Raw genomic sequence first — 24,582 nt, 5'->3', positions numbered from 1 at the left:
AACTTCGCGCGGCAGGCCCGGCGTGCGGGACGGGCCGGTGCACACTGCGCCGACCCCGGCACGGGCGACTGAAGTCGCTGCAATAACACACGAAGTCCGCCTGCGCGGACTGGCTTGCTTGGTGTGTGGGAGGTCGATGTGGCTCGTCCCAACTTCGCGCGGCAGGCCCGGACGTCCTACGCCCGCTGGCCCCTGCGTGATGTCATCCCGATGGAGCGGCCACGATCAATCCAGCCCACACGTCGTGGACAGCAGCGACTGAGGGATCCGCCACACATTTCGGGAAACGCTCCGCTCCGTCCGTCGCACCGACGCCAACGCCCCTGCGGCGTCCTCGAGAGAAAGAGGAACAGGCTTTGGGCGCATCCGGTAGCCACCGATGGGAAGAGCGCGGTGTGTGGCGGATCCCTCAGTCGCTGCGTAGTTCGTGGCTGGCAGGGTATCGGGAGGTCGCTCCCTCGGGATGACAGGCGCGCACGGCGGGTTCTGCGTGCACACGCGATGTCATCCCGATGAAACGGCCACGATCAACCCAGCCCGCACGTCGTGGACAGCAGCGACTGAGGGATCCGCCACACATTTTGGCAAACGCTCCGCTCCATACGTCTCATCGACGCCAACGCCCCTGCTGCGTCCTCGAGAGAAGGAGGAACAGGCTTTGGCGCATCCAGCGTCTGCGGATGGAGTAAGCGCAGTGTGTGGCGGATCCCTCAGTCGCTGCGGAGTTCGTCGCTGGGCAGGGTACCGGGAGGGCGCTCCATCGGGATGACAGGCGCGCGACGCGGGGTTTGATAGAAGGGTGGGATCTGACGAAGAAGCCCTCTCCCGGGTGCCGGGAGAGGGCTTCTTTCGCATCGTTCCACTCGCGCTTCAGAGCCCGAGCATCCGGTCCACGCGGGCTTCCAGCGACGGCTTCGTCGATCCCGCGAGGGCGCTTTCCAGCAGGTCCGCCAGTTCCTCGGCGAAGTCGTCGGGGCGGCGGCGGGCGATGCGCACCAGGGGCGCGAACGCCAGCAGGATGGTGCGCGGCGTGTCTTCGTCGTCGTCGTCGCCCTTCCACGAGTCGGACTGCCACGCCTCGCCCCCCTGCTGCCACGGCTCCAGGCTGGGCTCAGCGTCCTCGATCTCGTTGGGCACCATGCCCTCGGGCAGGGCCTCGACGGGAATGGTCAGCCCCACCATCGCCTGGATTTCCTGCGACGGGTCTTCCGGCTCCTCGGCCATCAGCCCCAGCCGCACGGGGCCGGTGATCACCTGGTGAAGGATGTTCACCGTCTCAGGGGGCAGAAAGGCGCGAAACGACGGGCGATCGTTGCCCTGGGCGAAGAACGCCATGGGAATCAGCCCCGAGTCGTCGGAAACCAGCCCCTCGGCCTCCACTTCCTTCATCTCCAGCTCGATGGGTTCTTCCCGCAGATAGACGTGCATGGTGGTTCAACCTCTAATGGGGGCCGTGTGTCCCGTCCGTGGCGGATTCGGCATTGTACCTGGTTTCCGGATAGCCTCTGGTACACTCCACCCCGCGCAGGTTCCGGTCCCCGCCGGGGTCAATCGGCGGCGGGCGCGGCCACGGGGGACGGGGTCGGCTGGATTCCGAAGGTAAGGAACAGCGTCCCCAGCACCAGCACGGCGCTCGTCCAGAAAGGTGCGGCGGTGTTCACGTGGTCCCACGCCCACCCCGCCCACAGCGGCGCCAGCACGCGCGCCGCCCCGCCGAAGCTCTGCTGCACGCCCATCATCACCCCGCGCTCCCGCGGGTCGATCACCTGCGACAACAGCGCCGTCACGCAGGGAAAGGTGAACGCCGTCCCCAGCGGCATGAGCGTGATCACCATCACCAGCACCACGTAGCGGAACTCCAGCGGATACACGGCGGGGATGGAGATGCGCAGCGGCCCCGGCGCCCCCCGGACCACGGCGGCGATGGCCGCCGCGCCGGGGACTGCGATGAAGGCCAGCAGCTTCAGCCGGTCTGCGCCGCGCACCCTGCGCGTACCCCACGCGACGGCGGCCAGGAGCAGGGCCACGAGCCCGCCGACCAGCGCCAGCGGATCCAGCCCCCCGCGCCACCCGGAGCCGGGCAGGTTCACCGTCGCCCTGCCGCCCACGCGCCAGGTGAGGGGGAGAAGGAAGAGCCCGGCCCCAAGCAGCATCTGCCCCAGCCGCGCCAGGCGGGCCTCGCCGAGCGCATCCACCATCCTGCCGAGCAGCAGCGCGCGGATGATCACCGACACCACGCCGGTCCACATGAACACGTACCCGATGGACTGTTCCGTCACCTCGAAGTGGTGGGACAGGAACAGGGCCAGGGTAGAGGTGAACCCGGCGAAGGCGCCCATGCCGACGGCGTAGATCCAGATCAGCCGGGGCGCGGGTTCGGTGGGGTTGGCCATCACGTGGCGCAGCATCTCGCGCGAGCGCGCCGGCTTTCGCGCCGACCCGTCGCGCGCGCTGCCGACGTGCGATTCGGTGAGGAACATCCACGCGAACGCCATGTTCACCAGGCACAGCCCCGCCGCCAGCAGCCCCGGCGTCGCGCGGCCGAACCCCAGGCTGGCCGAGCCCATCACCGGGCCGATCGCCACGCCGGCGTTGGTGGCGGCGCTCAGCCATCCCAGGCTCTTGGCGCGGTCCTTGGGCTCCGTCGCATCCGCCACGTACGCCTGTACCACGCCCACGGTGCCGCCGCCCGCGCCCTGAACGAGGCGGGAGAGAAGCAGAAGCCAGAGCGAGGAGGCGTAGGCGAAAACGACGTACGAGATAGCCGCCGCGCCCAAGCCCACGAGGAGCGCCGGGCGCCGGCCGTAGCGGTCGGAGACGCGCCCCCAGAGCGGGGCGCTGACGAGCTGGGCGAAGGAGAAGGCGGAGACCAGGATGCCCACCCACAGGCCGCCGCCGCCCAGGTCTTCGGCGAAGAACGGCAGCAGCGGGATCACCATCAGGAGCCCCACCATGTCGACGAACGCCGTGATCATCAGTACGGCGAGCTTGCTCACGGGCCTCTTCGTCGATCGGTGCGGATGGGACTGCTACGGGCTCAGGACCCGGCCAACGTACCCGCGGGGCGCGGCAGCGTCAACGACGGCGGGCCACTCTTCAGTGCTCCACCGCGAGGGCGGGGTGCTCCGCGCCCGGACGCAGCCAGGGATCGAAGATGTTCCAGGTGGTCAGCCCGTCGTCGCTCTCGGGGTCCAGCAGATAGACGGCCAGCGTGCCCAGCGGCTGCGCAGTACGGACGAGAAACGATCCCGCGGGCGCCGTCCGCTCCACCGGCTGCCAGCTGCCGCGGACGCTCACCTCGTTGTGCCCCTGGAACGGGCGGGGCGCACGGGCGACGGAATCCACCACGAACGCCTGGCCGCGCACCCGCCGCTCCGTGGAAAGCGCTTCGACCTCGATGCCGTGCCGGCGCAGCAAGGCGACGGCATCCGTCTGCGACGCATCCAGCAGGTACGCGGCGGGCGGGGTGCGCTGCAGCGTGGGATCGAAGCGGTCGTATACGGGCATGCGCAGCGCGCGGAAGCGGCCCGTGCGCCGGATTCCAGGGTGCACCCCCGGCTCGTCCGGGACGGAGTCGGAATCGGCTTCCAGGATCTCGGCCAGCACCTCGCCCACGTACGGCGACCGGGTCAACTCGCTGCGCACGGGCACCGCCGCCCCGGCGGGCGCACTCCCCGTGTACGCCATCACCTCGCCCGACCGTTCCGCCACCAGCGAGAGCAGTTCCGCAACGAAGGCGTACGTCGACTTGACGCGCCGTTCGAAGGGGTCGTGCGAAAAGGCCTCGCCCAGCACCGACAATCCGCCGCGCAGCCCGTAGTAGTTGGTTCCGAAGCGGGGCCGGTGGTCATACGTAAACCAGCCCTCGCGCGTGCTGTCGGTGTTGACGTCCGCGCCGTATCGCAGCGAGAAGTTGCCGTAGTCGAACGTCTCATACCGGCGGCGCTCGCGGACGCGGCGGCGCAGCTCCGGGAGCAGCCGGTCGCGCGTGTACGCCCCCGCCGCGCCCGACGCCGGGTTCAACGAGGGAGAGTAGGTCAGCGCGTAGCCGTGATAGCTGCCGTTCGTCGTGTGAAGGTCCACGATCAGCTCCGGCGCCCACTCGCGGAACAGCGCCAGCGCGCCCCGCGTTTCCGGCGCCTCGGCCTTCATGTAGTCGCGGTTCAGGTCCAGCCCCTGCGCGTTGGGCCGCTGGCCCACCAGCGCCGGGCCGTTCTGCTCCGAACGCTGCCGCTCCTGCGGGCCCATCGCCTCGTTGCCGTCGGCGTTGTAGATGGGCACCACTACGAGCACCAGCGAATCGAGCACGTTGGGCCCGGGCGACATCGTCAAATCCCGCAGCAGTGCCTGCAGCGCCTCCTTCCCCTCCACCTCGCCCGCGTGGATGTTGCCCTGGAGATAGACCACGGGACGTCCCAGCCGCCGCGCCTCCTCCGCGGTGCGCACCAGCGGGCGAGACGCGACCACGTACGGGATCACCCGTCCCTCCGTGGACGTGCCCAGCGTATCCACGTGGATCGCGGCACCGCGGGCTCGCAGCGTATCCAGGAAGCCGACGACGTCCGCGTAGCTGGAGGTCTGCGTGTACCCGCTGCGCTCCGGCCGGGTGAGGGGACCGGCGGTTGGAGCGGGGCTGGCCGCCGGAGCGGGCGCGCAGCCAGCCGCGAGTGCCAGCAGGGCGAGCGGAGCGAATCGGCGGAGGGTCATCGGCGCGATGGGGATGGGGATCATGCGGCGGCGGACGGGACGACGTCCCAGGTGATGAGCTCGAAGCGCGAGCCGGTGAAACGCTCGCGGAGAACGCGGAGCGCCGACTTGCGCGCCTCGTCCTCCGTGGGGGCGGTGACGGCTACGGTGCCCTGCACGCGGTAGCGGATGCGGAACTCCTCCACGATCCGCGAGCCGCCCTCCGAACGCGCCACGTCGAGCACGGCGACGGCGGCCTCGGGCCAGAGGGCGCGGAGTTCCTTTTCCACCTGGTGCTCCGCGTCCGCCAGCCCGTAGGCGGCGAGTTCCACCCGCCCCGCGCCGCGGAGGGCGACGAGGTGCTGCACCGTCAGCCCGGGTCCCTGATGACGATGGTGTCGCGCGGCGCCGGCCGGGTGCGCCCCGTGTCGGGCTGCGGCTGGGGCTGCGGCGGCTCCGGGAAGGGGATGGACGGCGTGGTGTCGAGCGGCCCCGGCACCGGCTGCACCTGCGCGGTGGAGGCCTCCTTCAGCTGGTCCAGCAGCGCGCTGGCCTGGTCGCGCTCCCCGCCCGCCTGGGTGACCTCGATGAAGCCTTCCAGCGCCTTGATGGCGTTCAGCGTGTCGGCCATGCGCAGGCGCGCCTCGGCCAAGTGGCTGTATGCCAGGTCGTACCGCCGGTCCATGCGGATGGCGCCCTCCAGCAGCGGCACCGCGTCGGCGTAGCGGCCCAGGCGCATGAGCGCGGCGCCCGCCTGGTCGCGATACTCCGCCTTGTTGGGCGCGAGGTCGATGGCCCGCTGCGCGTACACGAGGGACGAATCGAACTGGCCGATGCGGTAGTGCCGCTGCGCCTCCAGGCTCATCGCCAGCGGATCGGTGGCGTCTACCGAGTCGGGCCGGACGCTGTCGCCCTGGATGCTGTCCGCGGCCAGCGGGCGGTCGCCCCCTCCGCCGCCCTGTGACAGCGCGAAGAACGCGGCCGCGCCCAGCACCGCCACCAGGAGCACCCACACCATCGGATGCACCCCGCGTCGGCCGACCGGCTCGGCGGCGGGGCGGCCACGCGGGCGGTTGATCACCGGCTGCGCGTATCCCGGCTCGGGCGTGGGCTCGGGGCGGGGAACGGCCGCGTGCCGCGGCGGCGACATCATCGTACGGTCGTCCGCCATCCCGCCGCCGATCCCGGCGACCATGGTGCGGTCGTCATCCATCGGCACGCCGTCGAGCATGGTGCGGTCGTCGTCCGCCGCCAGGGCTCCCGCGCCGGGGAGGAGGGCGGCGGCGGGCGTTTCGCCCAGGCGCCGCAGCGGGCCCTCGAGCGCGTCGGCCATGGCGCCCGCGTGGGGAAAGCGGTCCGCCGGGTTGGAGGCCAGGGCGCGGCGGATGATGGCCTCCACCTCTTCCGGCACCCCCGGGTTGCGGGCGCGCAGCGAGGGCGTGGGCACGTCCATGCCCGCGCCCATCCGGCTGCGGTCGATCTCGGTGTAGGGGCGGTCGCCGGACAGCAGCTGAAAGCCTACGGCGCCCAGGCTGAACACGTCGGACGCGGGGGTCAGCCGCGGCTCGTTGCGGATCTGCTCGGGCGAGGCGAAGGCGGGCGAAAGGGGCGCGCGGCCGTCCTGGGTGAGGCCGCTGGTGTTGTCTTCCTCGGCCATTGCCTTGGCGATGCCGAAGTCCAGCACGCGCACCTGCGTCTCTTCGCCGGCGTGCTCGGCTTCGACGAGGAAGATGTTGCCCGGCTTGACGTCGCGGTGGATGAGCCCGGAGCGGTGCCCCACGGCCACGCCCCTCGCCGCGTGCTGCAGGATGCGCAGGGCCTCGGCCAGGGGCGGCGGGCCGCCGCGCTGGAACCGCGAGGCGAGGTCGTGGCCCCGCAGCAGCTCCATGACGATGTAGTCCAGCCCCAGGTCTTCGTCGGTGCCGTAGTCGTAGACGGGAACGACGTTTGGGTGATGCGGAAGCTTGGCGGCGGCCGAGGCCTCGTGGCGAAAGCGCGCGCGGATGCGGTCGCGCAGCTCGGGGTCGTTGCCGCTGGAGGCGGTGATCACCTTGACGGCGATGGGCCGGCCCAGCCGCAGGTCCGTTCCGCGGTACACGGCACCCATTCCGCCCCGCCCGATCACCTCTTCGATGCGGTACCGGCCAGCCAGCTCCCGCCCCTTCAGCAGTGATTCCAATCCCGCCATGTGGTTCCCTGACCCTGTGCTCTAGCGACGTCCGTTGCTGCCGTGGCGGCGGTTACCGCAGATAGCGTACTTGCCCGGGCCCCTCCCCCGGCAGCCCCCTCTCCCGGCCTCTCCCCCGCAAACTGCGCGGGAGAGAGGAGAACTTCGAGCGCGATCCGTTTTGTTCGACGCGCGAAACTCTGTCATCCTGAGGCCCAGGCGCACCGCACCGGCCCGCAGCACATCCGTCGCGGGCCGAAGGATCTAGCCGGCGCCACTTCTCAGCCGGGGCGCGGCAGCGGGCGCCAATCCTTGAGACGCGTCCCCGGCCGTGGGCCCCTCCCCCGGCCCCTCCCCGCACGGTACTGCTGTGCGGAGAGGGGAGAACTTCGGTCGGAGTTCGACCGGCTGCCTCGCATGCCCTGGGAGCCCCCTCCCCCCGGCCCCCGTCCCCCGCTTCGCAGGGGAGGGGGAGACCTGAACCCCGCTTGGGCTGGGCTCGCGCACTCGACTGGCCCTCACAACCCTTCCCCCGAAGTTGGGGGGGTCGGCCCCGCTACGGCGTGCCGACGCGCAGGGTCTCGCCCGGCTCGGCGCGGAACACGATGGTGTCGCGCCAGCGGCCGCCCGAGTACGTCCGGCGGCGGATGGCGCCGCGGGTCCCGAGACGGCTTTCGGCCGCGGTGGTGGTCGTCACGTGAGTCGTCGTGTCCATCGTCGGCACGAGGTTCTCCGCGGGGGCATCGGTCCACGGGTCACCGGCCTCGGACGGGATGTCCACCGTTTCCGCCTGCTGCACGTCGTCCCACTCCGCCGTGTCCCACGAATCGCCACCCAGCCGTCGCAAGAAGATCTCGGCCTCGCGGCGGCGCCCCTGCGACGGATTCGTCGCGAGCAGCGCGTTCAGCGTGGTGATGGCGCCCGCCGTGTCGGCCAGGGCGAGCTGCGCCTCGGCCAGGTTGCTGTAGGCCACCTCGCGCTCGGGATGCTGCGCGATCACGTCCTGCAGCTCGGTCACCGCCTCCTGCGGACGCCCCGCCCGCAGCAGCGCGTAGGCATGGTTGTTCATGTACTCGGCCTGGCCCGGCGCCTTTTCCATCGCGCGGCGGAAGTGGCCCAGCGACACCCCGTACTCGCCCGCCCGGAACCGGCGCAGCCCCTCTTCGTTCTCTTCCACCGCCGTCAGCACGCGGGCCGGCGCGGCGGGCGCGCCCTCGTACTCGCGGTTGGCCGCCAGCGCGATGCCGCCCATCACCCCGCCGCTCGCCAGGACCGCCACCACCGCGGCGCGTGCCGCCAGCGTCCTCATCCGCCGCCAGCGCACCTTTTCCATCTCGGCGGAGAGCGGATCGTCCGCCAGGTCAACCTTCCGCCGGGCGAATGCGAAGAAGCCCGCCTGCGCGGCCGGTGCGACGGCGACGGTGGCTTCGTCCGGCTCCACCGACACGGCGCGCCGGTCCTGCGCCGGGACGGCCACAGTCTCGGCGGCCTCCACCGGCTGGTCGGCGGCGCGGCGGAGGCTGGAGATGGCCCGGTGCAGTTCGGCCGCCATCTCCCCCGCGTTGGCGAAGCGCTGGGTTGCGTCGTCCAGCAGCGCGCGGCGGACGATCCACTCCACGTCGCGCGGCACCTGCGGGTTGCGGGCGACCAGGGACGGGATCGGCACGGGCAGCCCCGCGCGGCGGCGGTTCTGGTCTTCGCGCGTGAACAGGCGCGTGCGCGTGAGCACCTCGAAGGCCACCACGCCCAGGCTGAAGACGTCGGCCGTGCGGGTGACGGGCTCGCGGCGAAGGTGCTCGGGCGCGCAGTAGAACTCGCTGCCGAACCACTCGCCGGGCATGGTCAGGTGCGTGCGCGTCTCCTCGTCTTCCTCGTCGTCCAGCACCTTGGCGATGCCGAAGTCCAGCACGCGGACGGAGGGCTCCGGCCCGTCGCCCTCCAAAAAGATGTTGGCGGGCTTCAGGTCGCGGTGCACCAGGCCGATCTCGTGCCCGGCGGCCACGCCGCGCGCGGTTTCGCGCAGGATGTGGAGTGCGGTGCGCAGCCCCAGGGGCTCCTCGCGGGCCAGCCGCTCGCGCAGGCTTTCGCCCTGGAGCAGCTGCATGACCAGGAAATCCACCCGCGCGTCGGAGCCCACGTCCAGCACGGGCACCAAGTTGGGGTGCATGGGCAGGCGCGCGGCGACGGCCGCCTCGCGCTGAAAGCGCTGGCGCATCCGCTCCGTTTCGGCGGGCCCCATTCCGCGCGGCGGATCCATCACCTTCACCGCCACCTCGCGGTCGCGCTGAAGGTCCGCGGCGCGGAACACCACGCCGAACCCGCCCTGCCCGAGCACCGAATCCAGCCGGTATCGCTCGTTCAGGACGTGGCCTACAAGAAACTGCGCCAAGCCCGACATCAGTGCCCTCTCAGGCGATGGGGTGACCCCAACCCCCCTTCGTCCCCTCACTCCGCACAATTCCACAAAGGTAAGGGGAAGTGCGTTAGTGCGTTAGTGCGTGAGTGCGTTCCTACGAGGCGAGCCCGCCGCTTGTTTCCGCCAACTGGCTCCGCTACACCGAACTGCGGGTCTCACGCAGAGACGCAGAGTCGCAGAGAGAGGTCGCAGCGCAGCGTAGCGACACTCAGACCCGTGTCGCTACGGCGAAGCTCGCCAACCGCGCCGGACTGGCTCCTCTCCCCCGCGCAGTTTGCGGGGGAGAGGTTGGGAGAGGGGGGCCTCAGCCCTGACGCCGAACTCAGCCGATCCCGGTCGAAGTTACTTCCGCACTCACGCACTCACGCACTAACGCACTGCAGTTTCACCCGAACTGCGTCTTGTCCGGGTCCTCGGCGATCTCCGGCACCTCGGCATCCGCATCCGCGCCCTTTTCAAGGATCCGCACCACCGGGCCGTGGCCGCCAATGCGCAGGGCGTCGCCGGGGGTCAGCCAGATGCTGTGCGCGTCCAGCCCGTCGAGCTTCATCTCACCCTTGCCCGTGTTGGCGCCCGACACCTCGCGGCTGCCCACGTGGATGTCGTTCAGCCCCAGGTTGTACACCAGGAACCCGGGCTTTCCATCGCGCTCCTCCCACACCAGCGCCAGCTGCCGCCGGCTGACGTTGGGCGCGCCGGTGAGCTGGATGTCGCTGCGCAGCGCCGGGTCGTCCGTGTGCCGGCCCACGCTGACCGTCGCACCCGGGATGGGCAGGCGCTCGCGCTCGGTGCCGTCCTCGTCCTCCACCCGCAGCTCGTAGCGCCCCGCGGGAAAGTTGGACCGCGGCTTGGGCGCGGGGGCGGGTGCGGAGGGGATGCCCTCCACGCGCGTGGCGTCGGGGTCCACCGAGGGCGGCGGGCCGGGAGCCACCCACGCCGGCACGGAGGGCGGGGGCGAGGCGGCCGCGTGCTCGTGCCGGGGCGCCGCCATCGTGGGCTCCGGGTCCGGCGCGCGGGGCGGCGGAGGGGGAGGCGGCGGCGGCGGCGCGGCGACGATGGGCGGCGGCTCGGGCTGGCCGGCCGGCTGCGTCGATACGCGGAAGAGCGGCGCCCCGCGCGAGCCGGCTTCCTTGAGGCGCACCTTGTAGTCGCGGTCGTACAGCGAGCCGTGCCGCATCACCGAGTCCGTCAGGTCCTCTTCCAGGTCCGCCGCCATGTCGGCGATGGCCTGGGCGGCGTCGGGACGCAGGGTGACGACCAGCGTCGTCAGCGGCAGCATCTTCACGTACTTGTCGGGAATCGCCCGCGAGTTGTCGCGGTCGATCAGGTCGCCCAGCGCCAGCTTGATCTCGGGGATGGCTTCGCGCAGGAACGAATCGAGCAGCGGCTCCCCGTCGATGTTCTCGTGCGGGCGCGACGCGGGGGTAAAGTCGGTCATGGGCGTACGGTCTGGTTGGCCGGCGCTTGCCCGGCGGGGGCGGATGGCACCGGGGCGGCTGCGGCGGCCGGCGCCGCCGTATCGGTGCCGCCGATCAGCGACAGGCTGTCGCGCGGCGTGGCCACGCGGCTGCTGAGCCCGCGCACCTCGGCGCGCAGGCTGTCGATCTGCGCCGCGACGGCGGGATCGGTGCCGCGGCCGGCCTGCATGGCCGTCCACAGCGCGAACCCGCCCACCGCCAGCGCAAGCAGCGACAGCAGCGTCGGAAGGATGGACCCTCGTCTGCCGTTCACGTCGTCGTTCCTCTCGTGCACCAGGTTGGCGTGCTCGCGGTGCGGCGACTCCGACACCGCGGCGGCGATCTGCGCGCCTCCGCGCGGCGGGGGCGAGGGTATGGTGGCGCCGCCCCCGTCGCCCAGCACGCGCACCGCGACCGCCGTGTAGTTGTCGTCGGGCCCGCGCTCCTCGACCTTGCGGGTGATGGCCGAGCAGATCTGCTCCGACGACGGCAGGGCCATGGCCTCGCCCAGCTCGTCGAGCCGCATGGCCTTGGTCACCCCGTCGCTGATCAGCAGGTACGTCCAGTTTGGGCGCACCGGGATCCACACCGCGTCGGCCTCGCCCCCGCGTCCCACGGCGCGCTGCAGGCGGTTGCTGCCGGGGCTGTCGGGCACCTCGTCCAGCGCGATCTCCCCCGCTTCCCACCGCGCGTACGCCGGGGTGTGGTCGCGTGTCTCCAGCCGCACGGTGCCGTCCGGGCCCCGGCTGATGATCCGCACGTCACCCACGTGGGCGCCCACCCAGCCGGGGTTCCCCGCGCGGTCCGTGGCCAGGGCCAGCAGCGCCAGCGCGCACCCCATTCCCCCGCGGTCCCCCGGCGACTGCTGGGCCAGGCGCGCCACCGTCTCGTCCGCGTGGCGCAGGGCGTAGCGGGCCGCGTCCAGGCTGCGGATGTCGCCGCCCTGCATCAGCGCCGTCAGGGCGGTGTCGGCGGCCACGCGGCCGGCGCGCTCGCCGCCCATGCCGTCCGCCACCGCGACGAACATCCGCTGGGTGAAGGTGTCGACGCTGAACGCGTCCTGGTTCTCCGCCCGCGGCCCCTGCGCGCTGGCCCCCGCGATGTCGAAGAGCATCCCGTGCATGGGCACCATCCCCAGCGCGCGGGTTTCGGGGAGCGCCGGCGCGGGCGGGCGGGGCGCGGCGGGCGTGGGCTGCGTGTCGTCGCTCATCGGATGCGGATCCCCTTGGCGCGCGGCTCGGCGGTGCCGGGCGCGGCGAGTGCCTCGTCGAACATCTCTTCCCGTGCCCTGCGATGGCTGACCCCCGCCGCCAGCCCCACCGCCAGTGCCGAGGCCAGCAGCTTGGCGCCGCCGTGCGCGGCGAAGGCCGTGGCCACGCCGGTCAGCGGGATCAGCCGGATGCCGCCCAGCGTCGCCAGCCAGAAGGGGATGCCGATGAGCATGGCCACGCCGGTGAGGAGCGTGCGCTCGAAGGCGCCCGTCTCGCGTGCCGCGGCGCTCAGCAATTGGACGATGAACAGCGTGTACACCAGCACGATGGACACCGCGCCGGCCCACCCCCAGTGCGTGGCGATGGCGGTGATGTAGCCGTCGTCGGCCGCGTTGGGCGCCGTCTCCGCATGGCCGCGGCCGGGCCCTTCGCCCAGCAGCCCGCCGGTGGTGACGTTGGCGTCGAACAGCTTCATCTGGTGAAGCTTGGCCCCCCACCGCTCGGCTTCCTCGTCGCTCATCGACGACGCGTCCTTGTACGGGTCGTACGCCAGCTCCAGGCGGGTGGCCGAGCGCTCGTCCACCCGGAAGGCGGCGAACACCAGCACCGCCCACACGGCCAGCATCAGCCCCGCCCACCATCCGCGCCGCGTGCCCACCAGCAGCATGGCGGCCATGGACCCCGCCAGCACGATGGAAAGGCCCAGCTCGCGGATGATCAGGAAGGGGATCACCGGCATGGCGCCGTACAAAAACAGGTTCAGCAGGCGCCGCGGGTCCATCACCGCGCCGGGCCGGGCCAGGTTGTAGGCGTCCTCGGCCAGCGTGGCCGCCCAGATGACGATGAAGACGGGGAGGAACAGTTCCCACGGCGTCATTCCCCCCACCTTGCCCAGCTTGGTGAAGCCGATGGTGAGGACGAAGAACACGGCCAGCGTGGGGAGGAACGGGATCAGCCTTCGATCGCGCACCCACCGCATCACCCGCGGCTCGCGGGACAGGAGAAAGCCCACCAGCAGCGCGAACGGCGCCACGAACACCGTAAAGTGCGCGGCACTGCGCGAGATGAAGCCGCGCCCCTGCGCCTCCTGCTGCACGGCCTTGGCGAACGGGTCCGGCAGCGGAGGCGGCGGGCCCTGGTAGACGATCTGCTTGCGCTCGTCGTCGTACGTGCGCTCGATGGTGCTCAGCCGCGCCCGGGTGGCCTTGGCGTCGTTGGCGGCGCCGCGCACCTTGCCGGCGGCCTGGTACGACGGGTCGCTGAACAGCTGGAACTGCGTGGGCCGCGTCAGGCAGAAGATCAGGATGGGGAACACCACGATGGCCCAGCTGCCGCGGTACCCCAGCTTGCGCAGCGCCACCAGCACGGCGATCCACGCGCCCAGGGCGATGCCGTCGCGGATGAGCGTGCCTCCCGAGCCGGTGGAGGTGCCGTGGATGGGCCACACCGCGGCCACGATGGAGAAGTGGGCGGCGATGTAGAAGAGCGAGGCCAGCAGCAGCCCCCACCAGAGCGGCCCCGGCATCACCCGTCCGCTGCGCTGCTCGACGGGGCGGTTGTGGGCCTTCAGTGCGATGGTGACGCCCTCGGGGCCGCCGCCCCCGGTGCCGCCGCGCCGCTTGAACAGGTCGCGAAGCGCCATCAGTCCTCCTTCCGCGCGGTGGCCTGGTCTTCGCCCCGGTCCTGGGCGCGCGCCTGGCTGGCCATGAAGCGCGTCATCTCGGCCCCGATGGCGGCGGGAATGCGCCCGCCCGGCGCGCCGCTCTGCAGGTAGACGACGACGGTGTAGCGGGGGCGCCGCTCGGGATCGAACATCAGCCCGGCGAACCAGCCGTCGGCGCGCGCCCGCCCGGCCACGTCGGCCGAGCCCGTCTTGCCGCCCATGTCCCATCCCGTTCCCGCCAGCCGCGGCTGCGCAGAGGCGGCGGTGCCGGAGTCCACGACGAGAAGCATGGACTGCATCAGCTTCTGCGAGGTGGTCTCCTTCATCACCCGCGTGCCTTCGGGCAGGTTGTTCAGCCGGTCGGCCTCGATGGTCGGCGGCAGCATCATCCCCCCGTTGCCGATGGCCTGCACGAAGCGGGAGACGGCCAGCGGCGTCACGTCCACCGGCCCCTGCCCGATGGCGATCTGCCCCCACTCGTGCTGGTTGAAGCGGCGCAGGAGGCGAACGCGCGAGGGCGGCGGCGTCATGCGCTCGGCCCAGGCCTCGTTCTCCGTGTTCCAGAAGGCTTTCTCCGCCGCGGAGGGCGGGCCCTCGGAGTAGGTGAGGAAGCCGAACCGCTTGTAGGCATCGTGAAAGGCCTCGGCGCCCAGCCGCTGGCGCGCGTAGTTGGCCATCTGCACGGCGGCCGTGTTGCACGAGTAGCGCAGCATCTCGCGCGGCACTTCGAGCGACGGGTACGACGTGCTTTCGAAGTTGCGGATGCGCGCGCGCCCCACCTGGATTTCCGGCGGGCAGCCCATCTCCATGTCCGGCAGGTTGTTTTCCCACCAGAGCGCGGCGAGGGCCAGCTTGAAGACGGAGCCCGGGGGCGCGTACCGCTTGATGCCGAAGGGCGGCTCGTCGGCCTTGCCCGTGGCGGCGTACGCCACCAGCGCGCCGGTGTTGACGTCCTGCACGATGATGGCGCCGTTGAGCCCCGTCTGCTGCAGCAGCGACCAGGCGCGCTGCATGGGGGCACTGCAGATGGTGAGCTGAAGGTCCGTCCCCACGGGGTGCAGCTGGCCCTGCTCGGCAAAGCTCAGCGGCTTGCGCAGGTGGCGGGCGAACACCCGCTCCACGGTGTAGTCGCGGTCGTCGTCGCCCCCCGCGCCGATCAGGTTGGCGCCGCCCTCGCCCAAGGGATACACACGCTGCACCTCGCCGTCGCGCACGCCGTAGCGGGCCAGGGCGTTGGCGGGCTCGTTGGTGCAGTCCATGATCCACCCGCGCACCTCGCCCCGGTTGCGCTCGCTTTCCCGCGGGTCGCCGAAGCGGCGCCAGGCCATGCGGCCCTCCTCCAGCTCGTCGGCCTGCATGAGCATGCGCGCGTGCCCGAAGGCATAGATGGCCGCGAACATCAGCATGCCGATGGCCAGGCGGATGGCCCAGCGCTCGCGCCGTTCGCGGATGGCCTGGCTCATCCAGCGGAGCAGCGCGATCAGCGCGCCGGCGCCAAAGGCCAGCAGGGCGGCGCGCAGCACCCAGTTGAGAGCGGTTTCCAGCACGGTGGGTTCAGCCGGCGTGGGTCAGGCGCAGCACGGTGTTTCCCATCCGCACGGTGTCGCCCGGGTTCAGCGGGCGCTCCTCGTGCGGGGGAATCGGCTGCTCGTTGACGTAGGTGCGGTTCTTGGAATCCAGGTCGCTCACGGTCACCCGCCCGCCCTGGCTGCGGAAGCGGGCGTGCCGGCCCGACATGTAGCGGTCGCCCGTGGCGAAGACGCCGGGCTCGGGCTTGCGGCCCAGCGTCACCTCGCCCTCCACGCGCACCGGCTCGCGCAGGGTTTCGGAGCTCACCACCTCGAGCACGGCCCCGCGTCCCCCGGCGGGCGCGCCGCCTCCGTACGCGGGTGCGCCGCCGTACGCAGGCGCGGCGGGTGGGGCCACGTACGCCGGGGCGGCCGCGCGCGGCGGCTCGGGCACCAGGGCGCGGTCGGGGCGCGGGGCGTTGCTGGCCCCGGCCGGGTCGGCCTTGGGCTCGTCGAGCCCCAGCGGCTTGACGTGAGCGAACTCGCGCTTGGTGTCCAGGAGCACGATCTCGATGCGCAGGCCGGCGCGGGCGATGCCGTTGTCCTGGGCCCACTGGGCGGCGAAGCGCCGCAGGTGGTCGGCCTCGTCGCGCGCCCACATGGGCGGGCCCATGCCCGTGGGCACCAGGTCGGTGGATACGTACACGCGCAGGTCGGGCGCGGTGCGGCGGTCGGCGTAGCGCCGGAGCGCTTCGCGAACTCCGTCCTCGAGCTGGTTGCGCAGCGTGGGGCGAAGCAGCTTGCGGAAAGCGTTGATCATCGCGGGTCCGGTTTGTTCTGACGGGTCAGCGGTGCGGCCTAGCCGCAATATCAGGACCGGAGCGGTGGAGGGGTGGAATGCGGAGTGGTTCGGGGTGTGGTGGACCTCGGGCTTGAGGTGGAGGCCCGCCGTTTCATTGGAGGGCCCGGCCTCGCTGGGGCGAATGAATTCGCGGCAACAACCACACGAAGTCCGCCTGCGCGGACTGGCTTGTTGTGGGGCTGCCTCGGCTGTCGGGCGCGCCCTTGCTCCGCCGTTAAGCCGCGGGTTTACCTGGCCCCCGCCCGCTCCTGCGTTCGGGCCAGACCTGATCCCCGACTCGCCGTTGCGCCACAGTTGCCGGTATTTCCACCGACGTACTCACGTACTTGCCACGCCGTCGAAGAGCAGGCCCAGTTTCTCGGCGACAAGGTCCGCAAGGCCGAATCGCCGGTCCGCGGCGATCCATGCACGGAGCGTGGCGAACCACACGTCCATGATCACCGTCGCCAGCAGGGCCGAGTCGGCGCCGGGGCTGAGCTCGCCGCGCTGCTTTGCCTCTTCGAACCACTGCACCCACCGCTCGAACACCCGCGCCTCGGTTCCGGCGTCGGCCGCCACCACCTCGGGTTCCCTGAACGCCTGGTGGTAGATGACGGACGCGAAGTCGCCCTCCCGCCGCAACAGGGCCTCGGCTCCCCGGAACAGCGAAGCCAGCTTCTCGCGTGCCGTGCCCTGCACCGAAGCGTCGTGCAGCGCGACGAATTCCTCGGCCAGCCGCTGGTACTGCTCGGCGAGAACGGCCGCCTTCGACGGGAAGTAGTTGAAGAACGTTCCGCGCGCCACGCCCGCCACCGCCGCGATGTCGTCCAGGCTGGTGGCGTCGTAGCCACGGTCGACGAACAGCGCTCGCGCCGCGGCGTGGATGCGCTCCCGCCTCGCCGCCTTCTGTTCCGCGCGGCGGCCTCTCGCCGGATCGGCTGCGCTACGCTCCATCATCTGCCTTGCGCAAAGTTGTACTCCAGTACAAGTTTATGGCGCTGCAATCTGCTACCTGGCCTGGAGGTCGGAAATGGGTGCTTCCCGAAACACGATGACAACGTTTCTCGCGTTCAGCCGGCGCGCCGCGCTCCTGCTCGCCGGTACCGCGTTTCTGGGCGCCTGTGCCGCGGCCGCTTCGCCACGGACGACGCGCTGGGCCGGTGTGCTGGGCCCCGGACCGGGAACGCGCATCGAGGTCGAGGAGCGGGGCAGCCAGGATCGTACCGCGCGGTTCATGGACCTGGGCCAGGCCGGCATGCCCGTTCTGGACTGGGTGCGGACCCCGGATTCCCTGTCGTTCCGCATCCCCACCCCGTCGGGGCAGTTCACGTTTTCCGGGGCGATCTCGGCCGGGCTCGCCTCGGGGCGGTACGCGTTCGGGCCGCTGGAGGGAGCGTTCACTCTCGAGCGCGCCGCATCCCGCCCGCCGCGCTTCACCGAACATGCACTTACGATCGTGAGCGACACCGTACGCCTCGCGGCGACGCTCCTCATGCCGAACGGCCGCGGCCCCTTCGCCGCGGCGGTCGGCCTGCACGGGTCCGGGCCCGAGACGCGGGCCGGCGCTGGCCGCTACCTGGCCGAGGAACTGGCATCGCTCGGAGTCGCGGTCCTGCTGTACGACAAGCGGGGAAGTGGAGGGTCGACCGGCGATTGGCGGAGCGCCACTCCGGCAGACCTTGCGACGGACGCGGTGGCCGCGTTCCAGGTGCTGCGGGCGCGCCCTGGCGTGGATGCGGGGCGGATCGGACTCGTGGGGGCGAGCCAGGCGAGCTGGATCGCGGCCGTGGCGGGTGAACGGCTGGCGCGGAACGGCACGCCTCCGGGGTTCTTGATCATCCGTTCCGGGCCGCTGACCACGCCCGCCGAAGAGGGCAACTACGACTACGAGGTGCGGCTGCGGGGCGCAGGGTTCGGCGAGCGCGAGATGGAGGAAGCGCGTGCCCTGCTCCTGGCTGATGATGAAGTCACGCGGAGCGGCGGCGGAGACGAGCGGCTGCGCGTCCTGGTCGACGCGGCGGCCGGGACGGCGTGGTTCCGCGCCATGGAATACGCGCCGGAGCCGGGCGGGTCACCGGGGCGAATCCGCTTCCGTCCCTGGCTGGACCTCGATCCGGCGCCACTCCTCCGCCAGTTGCCGGCGCCGGGCCTGTGGCTGTACGGAAGCGGCGACGCGACGGTGCCGGCACTTGCCAGTTCGCGGATCGCCGAGCAGCTGCGCAGTGCGGGAAGGGACTACGACATCGTGGTGATCGGGGGAGCCGACCACGCCCTGATGCGTCCGAACCCGGAGGGAGGCCCCTGGCCGGTCCTGGCGCCCGAGTATCTGCAGCACGTCCGCGCCTGGGTGTGCGGCCGCGGAATCGCCCTCGTGGAGGCGTGCGCTACTCCCCCTCCGCCGCGGCCGGCGTCTCCCACCTGAGCTCCCACTCGCAGAAGGCGTCGCCCTCCAGCGAGCAGCGGACGTGGCGCACCGTGCACGATGTGCCGCCCGCGAACTCCATGGAGCGCAGCAGGCCGCCCGTCTGGCGGCGGCAGAAGGTGCGCTCGCCGGGGTCGAAGCCCACCAGCCGCAGCACCGCGCGGCCCTGCTCCGCCTCTACCACCTCCATGTTGCCGGGGTGGTAGTACAGGCGAAAGAGCGACACGCGCTGGGTCAGGAACTCCATCGGCGACTTCTTGCGCAGGATGCCGCCGTACAGCTGCTGCCCCGTGCCTTCGATGGCGAACGCGCCCGACTGCTCCGGCCAGTCCGGATGCTCCGCGCCGATCTCCGCCTCCACGGCTCCCCACAACGCGTGCAGCAGCGCCAGCGGGATCTCGTCCGTGGGCGCCGCCGCGTCGATGCGCGCCCGGTCGTCGGGCGCCAGGCCGTCGCGGATGCGCGCCACGCTGTCGTCGCCCGCGATGCGCTGCACGAAGGCGAGCGTGGAGCGCAGGGTGGAGCCCCTGGCGCCCGGGGCCATCGTCGTGATCGGGTTCATCTCACGCCTCCACGAGGGCCGGCTGCAATGCGGCGAGGGCGCGGCGGTCCGGCTTGCCGCTCCCCAGGCGCGGGATCTCGGGGACGATGAAGACGGAGCGCGGCACCTTGTAGCCCGCCAGCCGCCCCCGCGCATGGGAAACCACGTCCGTTTCCGTCAGCGTGGAGTCCGCGCGGGGGACGACGAAGGCGCGGCCCACTTCGCCCCACTTGTCGTCCGGCACGCCGACGACGACCGCCTCCACCACGCCGGGGCACTCGGAGAGCGCAGCCTCGACCTCGGCGGGAAAGACGTTTTCGCCGCCCGAGATGTACATCTCCTTGCGCCGCCCGCAGATGCGGTACGCCCCGTCCTCGTCCCGCACGGCCAGGTCTCCCGTGCGGAGCCATCCGTCCGCCGAAAGCACCTCCGCCGTGCGCTCCGGGCTGCGCAGGTATCCTCCGAAGATCTGCGGGCCACGCAGCAGCAGCTCGCCCGCCTCGCCCGTCCTCGCCTCGCGCTCGTCCTCCGCCTCCAGCCGCATCTCCAGGTACGGCACCGGCCAGCCGACGTGCCCCGGACGGCGGACCGCCTCCTCGTCGGAGATGGCGAAGCAGTTGGGGCCGCACTCCGTCAGCCCGTAGCCCTCGCGGAAGGTGTATCCCGCCGCGCGGACCTTTGCCGCCAGCGCCGCGGGGCAGGGCGCGCCGCCGGAGACGAAGCGCCGCAGCCGGGGCAGGGGACGGCCCCAGCGCGGGCTTTCGGCCATCATCATCAGCTGCGTGGGGACGGTCAGAGCCACGGTGCACCCCTCCTCCTCGATGGCCTGCAGAAAGCCGTCGGCATCGAACGCATCCAGCAGCACCACCGTGCCGCCGCGGTGCCACAGCGACGTGGCGAACACGTTCCATCCGCCCGTGTGAAAGAGCGGCGTGCTCACCGGCGCCACGTCGTCGGCGCCCAGCTCCCACGCGGTCGTGGTGGCGACGGCATTCCAGAAGATTTGCCGATGCGGCAGGACGGCGCCCTTGGGCGTGCCCGTGCTTCCGGACGTGTACAGAATCAGCAGCGGCTCGTCGCCGGAGATGGCGATGTCTTCGGTGGATGGATGTGCCGCGGCGAGCAGGGCGGGGGCGTCGGCGTCCAGGTCCATCCACGCCGGATGCCCCTCCGCCCGGTCGCGGAAGCGCGCCTCGCCGATCAGCAGGTCGGGGCGCGCGTCGGCCAGGATGGGCTTCAGCTCGGCGGCGGAGAGGCGCCAGTTGAGGGGCAGCAGCGCCGCGCCGATCCGTCCGCAGGCAAAGAACAGTTCCGGCAGCTCGCGCCGGTTGCCGGCCAGCGCCGCCACGATCGCCCCCGGGCCGATGCCGCGCGCCCGCAGCAGCCCCGCCCAGCGGTCCGCCGCCGCGTCCAGCTCCGCGTACGTCAGCCGCTCGCCGCGTGGGCGGTCCACCAGCGCGACGCGGTCGGGCGAGATCCGCCGCCAGAAGCGCAGGGGATCGGGCTGGCGAGGAAAGCGGGGAAAGGCGTCCATCATCGAACCGGGTGCTGCAGGAAGAAGCGCAGCATCTCGCGGCTGGCGTCCGGCCCCGCCGCGGAGGTGTAGGTGCCCGCGGGCGAGCCGCCGGACCAGGCGTGGCCCAGCTCCTCGACCATCCACAGCTCCACGAACGGACCCGAGACGTCGCGTGTCGCGCGCAGCCCGCCTGCATCCACCTGGTGGCGGGTGAAGTCCTTGGCTCCGACGGCGCGCCGCCACTGGTCAGCCAGGCGGCGGCCGTTTTCCGCGTTTACGACGACGTCGGACGTGCCGTGGAACACGATCAGCGGAACCGGTGTGACGCCCGGGGCGAAGGGGGCGGGGAGCGCGTCGGGGTTGACCGGCCCGGAGCGCATGGCCGAAACCGCCGATGCCACGTCGGTCGCGGCGCGGTACGGGATGGCGGAGTGCGCACCGGCAGCGGCGTACAGCTCGGGATAGGCGACGGCGGTGTTCACGGCCATCGCCCCGCCCGCGCTGACCCCGGCGATGTAGACGCGCGCGGGATCGACGGCGAAGCGGCTCATCATTTCGCGGGTGATGCCCGCGATGATGGCGGGCTCGCCCGCGCCTCGCGCCTGGTTGGCGGGATCGTACCAGTTCCAGCACTTCTGCGGATTGTACACCGCAGTCTGCTCGGGATAGACGACGATGACGCCCGCGCGCTCGGCGTGCGCGCTGAACTGCGTTCCGCGCGCGAAATCCTCCGGGTCCTGCGTGCAGCCGTGCAGCATGATGACCAGCGGGGCCGGGCGGGCGGGATCGTGCCGCGCGGGCACGTACACCCAGTACCGTCGCGTGCCGCCCTCACCCTGGTACGTGTTCCAACCGATGAGCGCCTGCGCCGTTCCGCGCGGCGCGGCGACGGTGTCGTAGCCGGCGGGCCCGGGCGACGGTGGCTGCGCGGGCGGAGTGCAGCCCGAGGTGGAGAGGGTGCCTGCCATCGTCAGGGCGAACAGGGTGCGGGTCAGGTGGTGCATTGTGTGCCTGGCAGAGGTGCGTTGCGCTTGGGGGCCCCTCCCCCGGCCCCTCCCCGCACAAACTGCGTGCGGAGAGGGGAGAACTTCGGTGGGTGAGCGGCTGGTCCGGCGCGACGGCGGGCACCCCCCATCCCCAGCCCTTCCCCCGCAAACTGCGCGGGGGAAGGGAGCCAGCCCGGTGCGCTCGGCCGTCTGCCGTGCGTCGGCTGGGGACACTGGCGAGCGGGCTCCCGCAAGCGGGAGAGGGGGAGAACTGCACCACGTTCCGGTCGCGCCACACAGCCGGCACCGCACCCCGGCAAGCCAGTCCACGAAGGTGGACTTCGTGTGGTCGTTGCAGCGAATTCAAATTCATTCGCCCGTGCAGTGCCGAGGCCTCGACTTCCGTGACCGCTGCCGCGCCCAGGCTGGTTCGTACCCCAGGCTGGATCCTTTGGCCCGCGACGGGTGTGCTGCGGGCCAGTCCGGTGCGCCTGGGCCTCAGGATGACAGGCTTTCGTGCGCACCAGAGGCTGAAGTGTACCCCCTCTCCCACGCTGTTTGTGGGAGAGGGTGGCACGCGTGTCAGCGCGGCCGGGTGAGGGCCCCGCGGCCGGGTGAGGGCCTCAACGCGTCTGGTACTTGATGCCCAGGAAGACCATCGTGCCGATCTCCGGCATGTTGATCATCTCCGTGTGCTTCTGCCCGAACCCGCAGCCGCGGTTCTCCTTCGTGGGCGTTGCGCGCAGCAGGTCGGTGTCGGCGTATTCGAACTCGCCGCCGCACCCGAAGAGGTTGCTCACGCCCAGGTTCACCGTGGTGTTGAAGCGGTCGATCCGGTAGCCCAGGTTGGCGTCGAGCGTGGTGAACCCCGAGATGAAGCCGCGGTTGACGCCCGAGCGGAAGTAGTACTCGTCCACGTGGCGCAGCGTCAGCCCGCCGGTCAGCCGCCCGAAGTCCTGGAAGCTGCCGCCCAGCGTCCACTTCATCTCCGGCGAGTTGAGCGCGGTGCTCTCCTCGCGCCCCGCGTCCACCTCCACGTCGCTGATGTCGATCAGCGAAAGCGTGCCGCGCACGTTGATCTTGGGCGTCACCACGAAGTTGATCCCCGCATCGGTGCCCTGGATCCGGGCCGCGCCCAGGTTGTAGTACGTCAGCGCCAGGGCCGGGCCGCCAGCCGCCGTGTTCAGCCGGTTTCCATCGGCGTCGTACGCCCACACCGAGGTGCCGGCGGGCTGTCCGCCCAGGCCCGCGTTCAGCGGGTCGCCGATCACGGCCAGCGGGCTCATGAAGTTCTCGTACGCCGAGCGGTAGTGGGCCACGTCCACGAACAGCCGGTCCCACAGCACGCCCTTGTAGCCGAACTCCCAGGTAGTGTTCTCTTCCGGCTGCAGCGGCGCGTACTCCCGGAACACCGTGCCGTCGGGCCGCTTGACGGTAAAGCCGCGCGTGTTGCCGTAGATGACGGTGATGGCGTTCCAGTCGGGGATGTGGAAGTTGGTCTGCAGGATGGTGGGCGACTTGAACGCGCGGTTGTAGGTCACGCGGAAGTTCTGCCCCGCCACCGGCCGCACCACCACGCCCGCCTTGGGGCTGAACTGGGCGTCGTAGTTCTCGTGGATGTCGTACCGGCCGGCCAGCACCACGTCCATCCACGGCATCACCGGCGTGGTGACCTGCCCGAAGCCGGCGTACTGGTCGATGGAGATGTCCTCGCCCGTCAGCCGGTCCGTCAGCCACTGGCGGTCGCTGCTCACCACGTCGCGCCGGTAGCTCGTTCCCAGCACCACCGCGCTGTTCAGCAGCAGGGGCACGCGCGAGTTGTACTGCACCTCGCCGGCGTACATCCGCCCGTCGCTGGGCCAGTCCGAGGCGGCGACGAGCTGCTCGTCCGTCATCCGCGTGGCGTCGGGGCGCGTGAGGTTGGGATAGTAGGCCTGGCTGTAGCGGTTGGTGGCCCACGACTCGCCCGACTGGCTCTGCGCGCGGTACACGTTGGCGTACCAGCGGGGGCTGCTGAACCGCAGCTGCCCGAAGTTGTACTGCCAGCCCTCCAGCTGGTTGCGGCCCACGCTGGTCTGACCCACGCCGTCGGTGACGCTGCCGCCGCCCGAAAGCTCCAGCCGGCTGTTGCCGAAGTAGCGCACGACCGCCGCGGTGCCGCGGGCCACGCTGGCGTCCCAGTTCAGCCCGCTTACGCCGCCGGGGCTTACCTCGGGCGCCACCGTGGCCGAGCCGACGTCGGTGGAGCGCCACGCGCGGGCGATCCCCGACACCAGCGTCAGGCGGTTGCTCCAGTCGTCGGCCGCCTGGTACTCGCCCGACACCTTGTAGCCCCAGTCGCCCAGCACGCCGGCGTAGCGAGCCTGCACGTCGCGGTAGTTCCGGTTGCCGCCGGTGACCTCCATCGTCAGCCCCGGGAAGGCGCGCGGGTCCTTGGTCTCCATGCTGATCACGCCGCTGCTGGCGTCGGCGCCGTACAGCGCGGCGCCGGGGCCCACCAGCACCTCGATGCTGGCCAGGTCTACCTTGGGGGTGGCGGTGAACTGGCCCACGGGGAGGCCGTTCTCGGGCAGCACCATGATGCGGCCGTCTTCCACCATCAGCATGCGGTTGTTGAACGACGAGTTGAAGCCGCGGGCGTTGATGCCCACGCTCGTCATTCCCACCTGCACGAAGTCCAGCCCCTTCACCTCTTTGAGCGCGCCGGCGAAGGTGTTGCCCACCGCCGCGTCCAGCTGGTCGGTGCCGATGCGGGTGATGGTGGCCGGCGCCTCGGTGACGCGCTCCGACTGGCGCGAGGCCGAGATCACCACGGCATCCAGCTCGTACGGCTTGTCCTCGAGCTGAATGGCCACCAGCGTCTCTTCGCCGGGGCGGATGGAGGCCTCGCTGGTCTCGTCGCGGAACCCGGCGGCCGAGACGCGAAGCTGCTGCGTGCCCGAGGGAACGCCGCGCAGGGTGAACGCGCCCTGCACGCTGGTGGTGGTGACCAGCCGGGTGCCGATGACGGTCACCCGCGCGCCGGACAGGGCTTCGCCGTCGCGGCCTGCGACGGTGCCGCGGAGCGTGCCGGACTGCGCGTGGGCCATTGCCGGCCACAGGGCCAGCGCAAGGACCAGCAGAATGCTGCGCCAGGCGAGGCGCGGGGAACCGCTGCTGCTCATGGAA

Annotated in this window: 17 protein-coding genes; 1 reads left to right on the top strand and 16 read right to left on the bottom strand. The window is 71.6% G+C overall.

The window, feature by feature from the left end; genetic code table 11:
- Positions 1-870: 870 nt before the first annotated feature.
- From VF632_RS01430 to VF632_RS01375, 12 genes are all read right to left on the bottom strand, one after another.
- Positions 871-1,428, bottom strand: a complete 558-nt coding sequence (locus VF632_RS01430) for a hypothetical protein (RefSeq protein WP_331021054.1) — start codon at positions 1,426-1,428, stop codon at positions 871-873.
- A 119-nt stretch (positions 1,429-1,547) separates the two neighbouring features.
- On the bottom strand, positions 1,548-2,996 hold the full coding sequence (locus VF632_RS01425; protein WP_331021053.1) for an MFS transporter: 1,449 nt from the start codon (positions 2,994-2,996) through the stop codon (positions 1,548-1,550).
- 100 nt (positions 2,997-3,096) lie between these two features.
- On the bottom strand, positions 3,097-4,707 hold the full coding sequence (locus VF632_RS01420) for a M14 family metallopeptidase (protein WP_331021052.1): 1,611 nt from the start codon (positions 4,705-4,707) through the stop codon (positions 3,097-3,099).
- Between the two features lie 20 nt (positions 4,708-4,727).
- A complete protein-coding gene (locus VF632_RS01415) occupies positions 4,728-5,054 on the bottom strand; it encodes a hypothetical protein (RefSeq protein WP_331021051.1) in 327 nt (108 codons plus the stop codon).
- A 2-nt stretch (positions 5,055-5,056) separates the two neighbouring features.
- Positions 5,057-6,874 carry a serine/threonine-protein kinase gene (locus VF632_RS01410; RefSeq protein ID WP_331021050.1) on the bottom strand — a complete coding sequence of 606 codons (1,818 nt, stop codon included), beginning with the start codon at positions 6,872-6,874 and terminating at the stop codon, positions 5,057-5,059.
- 535 nt (positions 6,875-7,409) lie between these two features.
- Positions 7,410-9,251, bottom strand: a complete 1,842-nt coding sequence (locus VF632_RS01405; protein ID WP_331021049.1) for a protein kinase domain-containing protein — start codon at positions 9,249-9,251, stop codon at positions 7,410-7,412.
- A gap of 403 nt (positions 9,252-9,654) precedes the next feature.
- Entirely contained in the window at positions 9,655-10,707 is a 1,053-nt protein-coding gene (locus tag VF632_RS01400; RefSeq protein WP_331021048.1) for an FHA domain-containing protein, read from the bottom strand.
- Complete coding sequence (locus VF632_RS01395) at positions 10,704-11,936, bottom strand: PP2C family protein-serine/threonine phosphatase (RefSeq protein WP_331021047.1); 1,233 nt, start codon at positions 11,934-11,936, stop codon at positions 10,704-10,706. The genes VF632_RS01400 and VF632_RS01395 overlap by 4 nt, the downstream gene beginning before the upstream one ends.
- Positions 11,933-13,579: an FtsW/RodA/SpoVE family cell cycle protein gene (locus tag VF632_RS01390; RefSeq protein WP_331021046.1), complete on the bottom strand. Its 1,647-nt coding sequence runs from the start codon at positions 13,577-13,579 to the stop codon at positions 11,933-11,935. The genes VF632_RS01395 and VF632_RS01390 overlap by 4 nt, the downstream gene beginning before the upstream one ends.
- The gene (locus VF632_RS01385) at positions 13,579-15,147 is read right to left on the bottom strand and encodes a penicillin-binding transpeptidase domain-containing protein (protein ID WP_331021045.1); all 1,569 of its coding nucleotides are present in this window, start codon (positions 15,145-15,147) and stop codon (positions 13,579-13,581) included. The genes VF632_RS01390 and VF632_RS01385 overlap by 1 nt, the downstream gene beginning before the upstream one ends.
- A 7-nt stretch (positions 15,148-15,154) precedes the next feature.
- On the bottom strand, positions 15,155-15,928 hold the full coding sequence (locus VF632_RS01380; RefSeq protein WP_331021044.1) for an FHA domain-containing protein: 774 nt from the start codon (positions 15,926-15,928) through the stop codon (positions 15,155-15,157).
- A 360-nt stretch (positions 15,929-16,288) separates the two neighbouring features.
- Positions 16,289-16,906, bottom strand: coding sequence for a TetR/AcrR family transcriptional regulator (locus VF632_RS01375; protein WP_331021043.1), 618 nt, complete (start codon positions 16,904-16,906; stop codon positions 16,289-16,291).
- 94 nt (positions 16,907-17,000) lie between these two features.
- Between VF632_RS01375 and VF632_RS01370 the strand changes: the two genes are divergently transcribed.
- Entirely contained in the window at positions 17,001-18,371 is a 1,371-nt protein-coding gene (locus tag VF632_RS01370) for an alpha/beta hydrolase family protein (protein ID WP_331021042.1), read from the top strand.
- Here the strand turns inward: VF632_RS01370 and VF632_RS01365 are convergent.
- The 4 genes from VF632_RS01365 to VF632_RS01350 all read right to left on the bottom strand — a co-directional run bounded on the left by VF632_RS01365 (position 18,334) and on the right by VF632_RS01350 (position 24,578).
- A complete protein-coding gene (locus tag VF632_RS01365; protein WP_331021041.1) occupies positions 18,334-18,933 on the bottom strand; it encodes a hypothetical protein in 600 nt (199 codons plus the stop codon). The genes VF632_RS01370 and VF632_RS01365 overlap by 38 nt on opposite strands.
- 1 nt (position 18,934) lies before the next feature.
- Complete coding sequence (locus VF632_RS01360) at positions 18,935-20,449, bottom strand: class I adenylate-forming enzyme family protein (protein ID WP_331021040.1); 1,515 nt, start codon at positions 20,447-20,449, stop codon at positions 18,935-18,937.
- On the bottom strand, positions 20,446-21,432 hold the full coding sequence (locus VF632_RS01355) for a PHB depolymerase family esterase (RefSeq protein ID WP_331021039.1): 987 nt from the start codon (positions 21,430-21,432) through the stop codon (positions 20,446-20,448). The genes VF632_RS01360 and VF632_RS01355 overlap by 4 nt, the downstream gene beginning before the upstream one ends.
- A gap of 605 nt (positions 21,433-22,037) precedes the next feature.
- Positions 22,038-24,578 carry a TonB-dependent receptor gene (locus tag VF632_RS01350; protein WP_331021038.1) on the bottom strand — a complete coding sequence of 847 codons (2,541 nt, stop codon included), beginning with the start codon at positions 24,576-24,578 and terminating at the stop codon, positions 22,038-22,040.
- Between the last annotated feature and the right edge of the window lie 4 nt (positions 24,579-24,582).

Source organism: Longimicrobium sp. (genome assembly GCF_036388275.1).
Taxonomy (GTDB): domain Bacteria; phylum Gemmatimonadota; class Gemmatimonadetes; order Longimicrobiales; family Longimicrobiaceae; genus Longimicrobium.
This window is presented reverse-complemented; position numbering and strand designations above follow the sequence as displayed.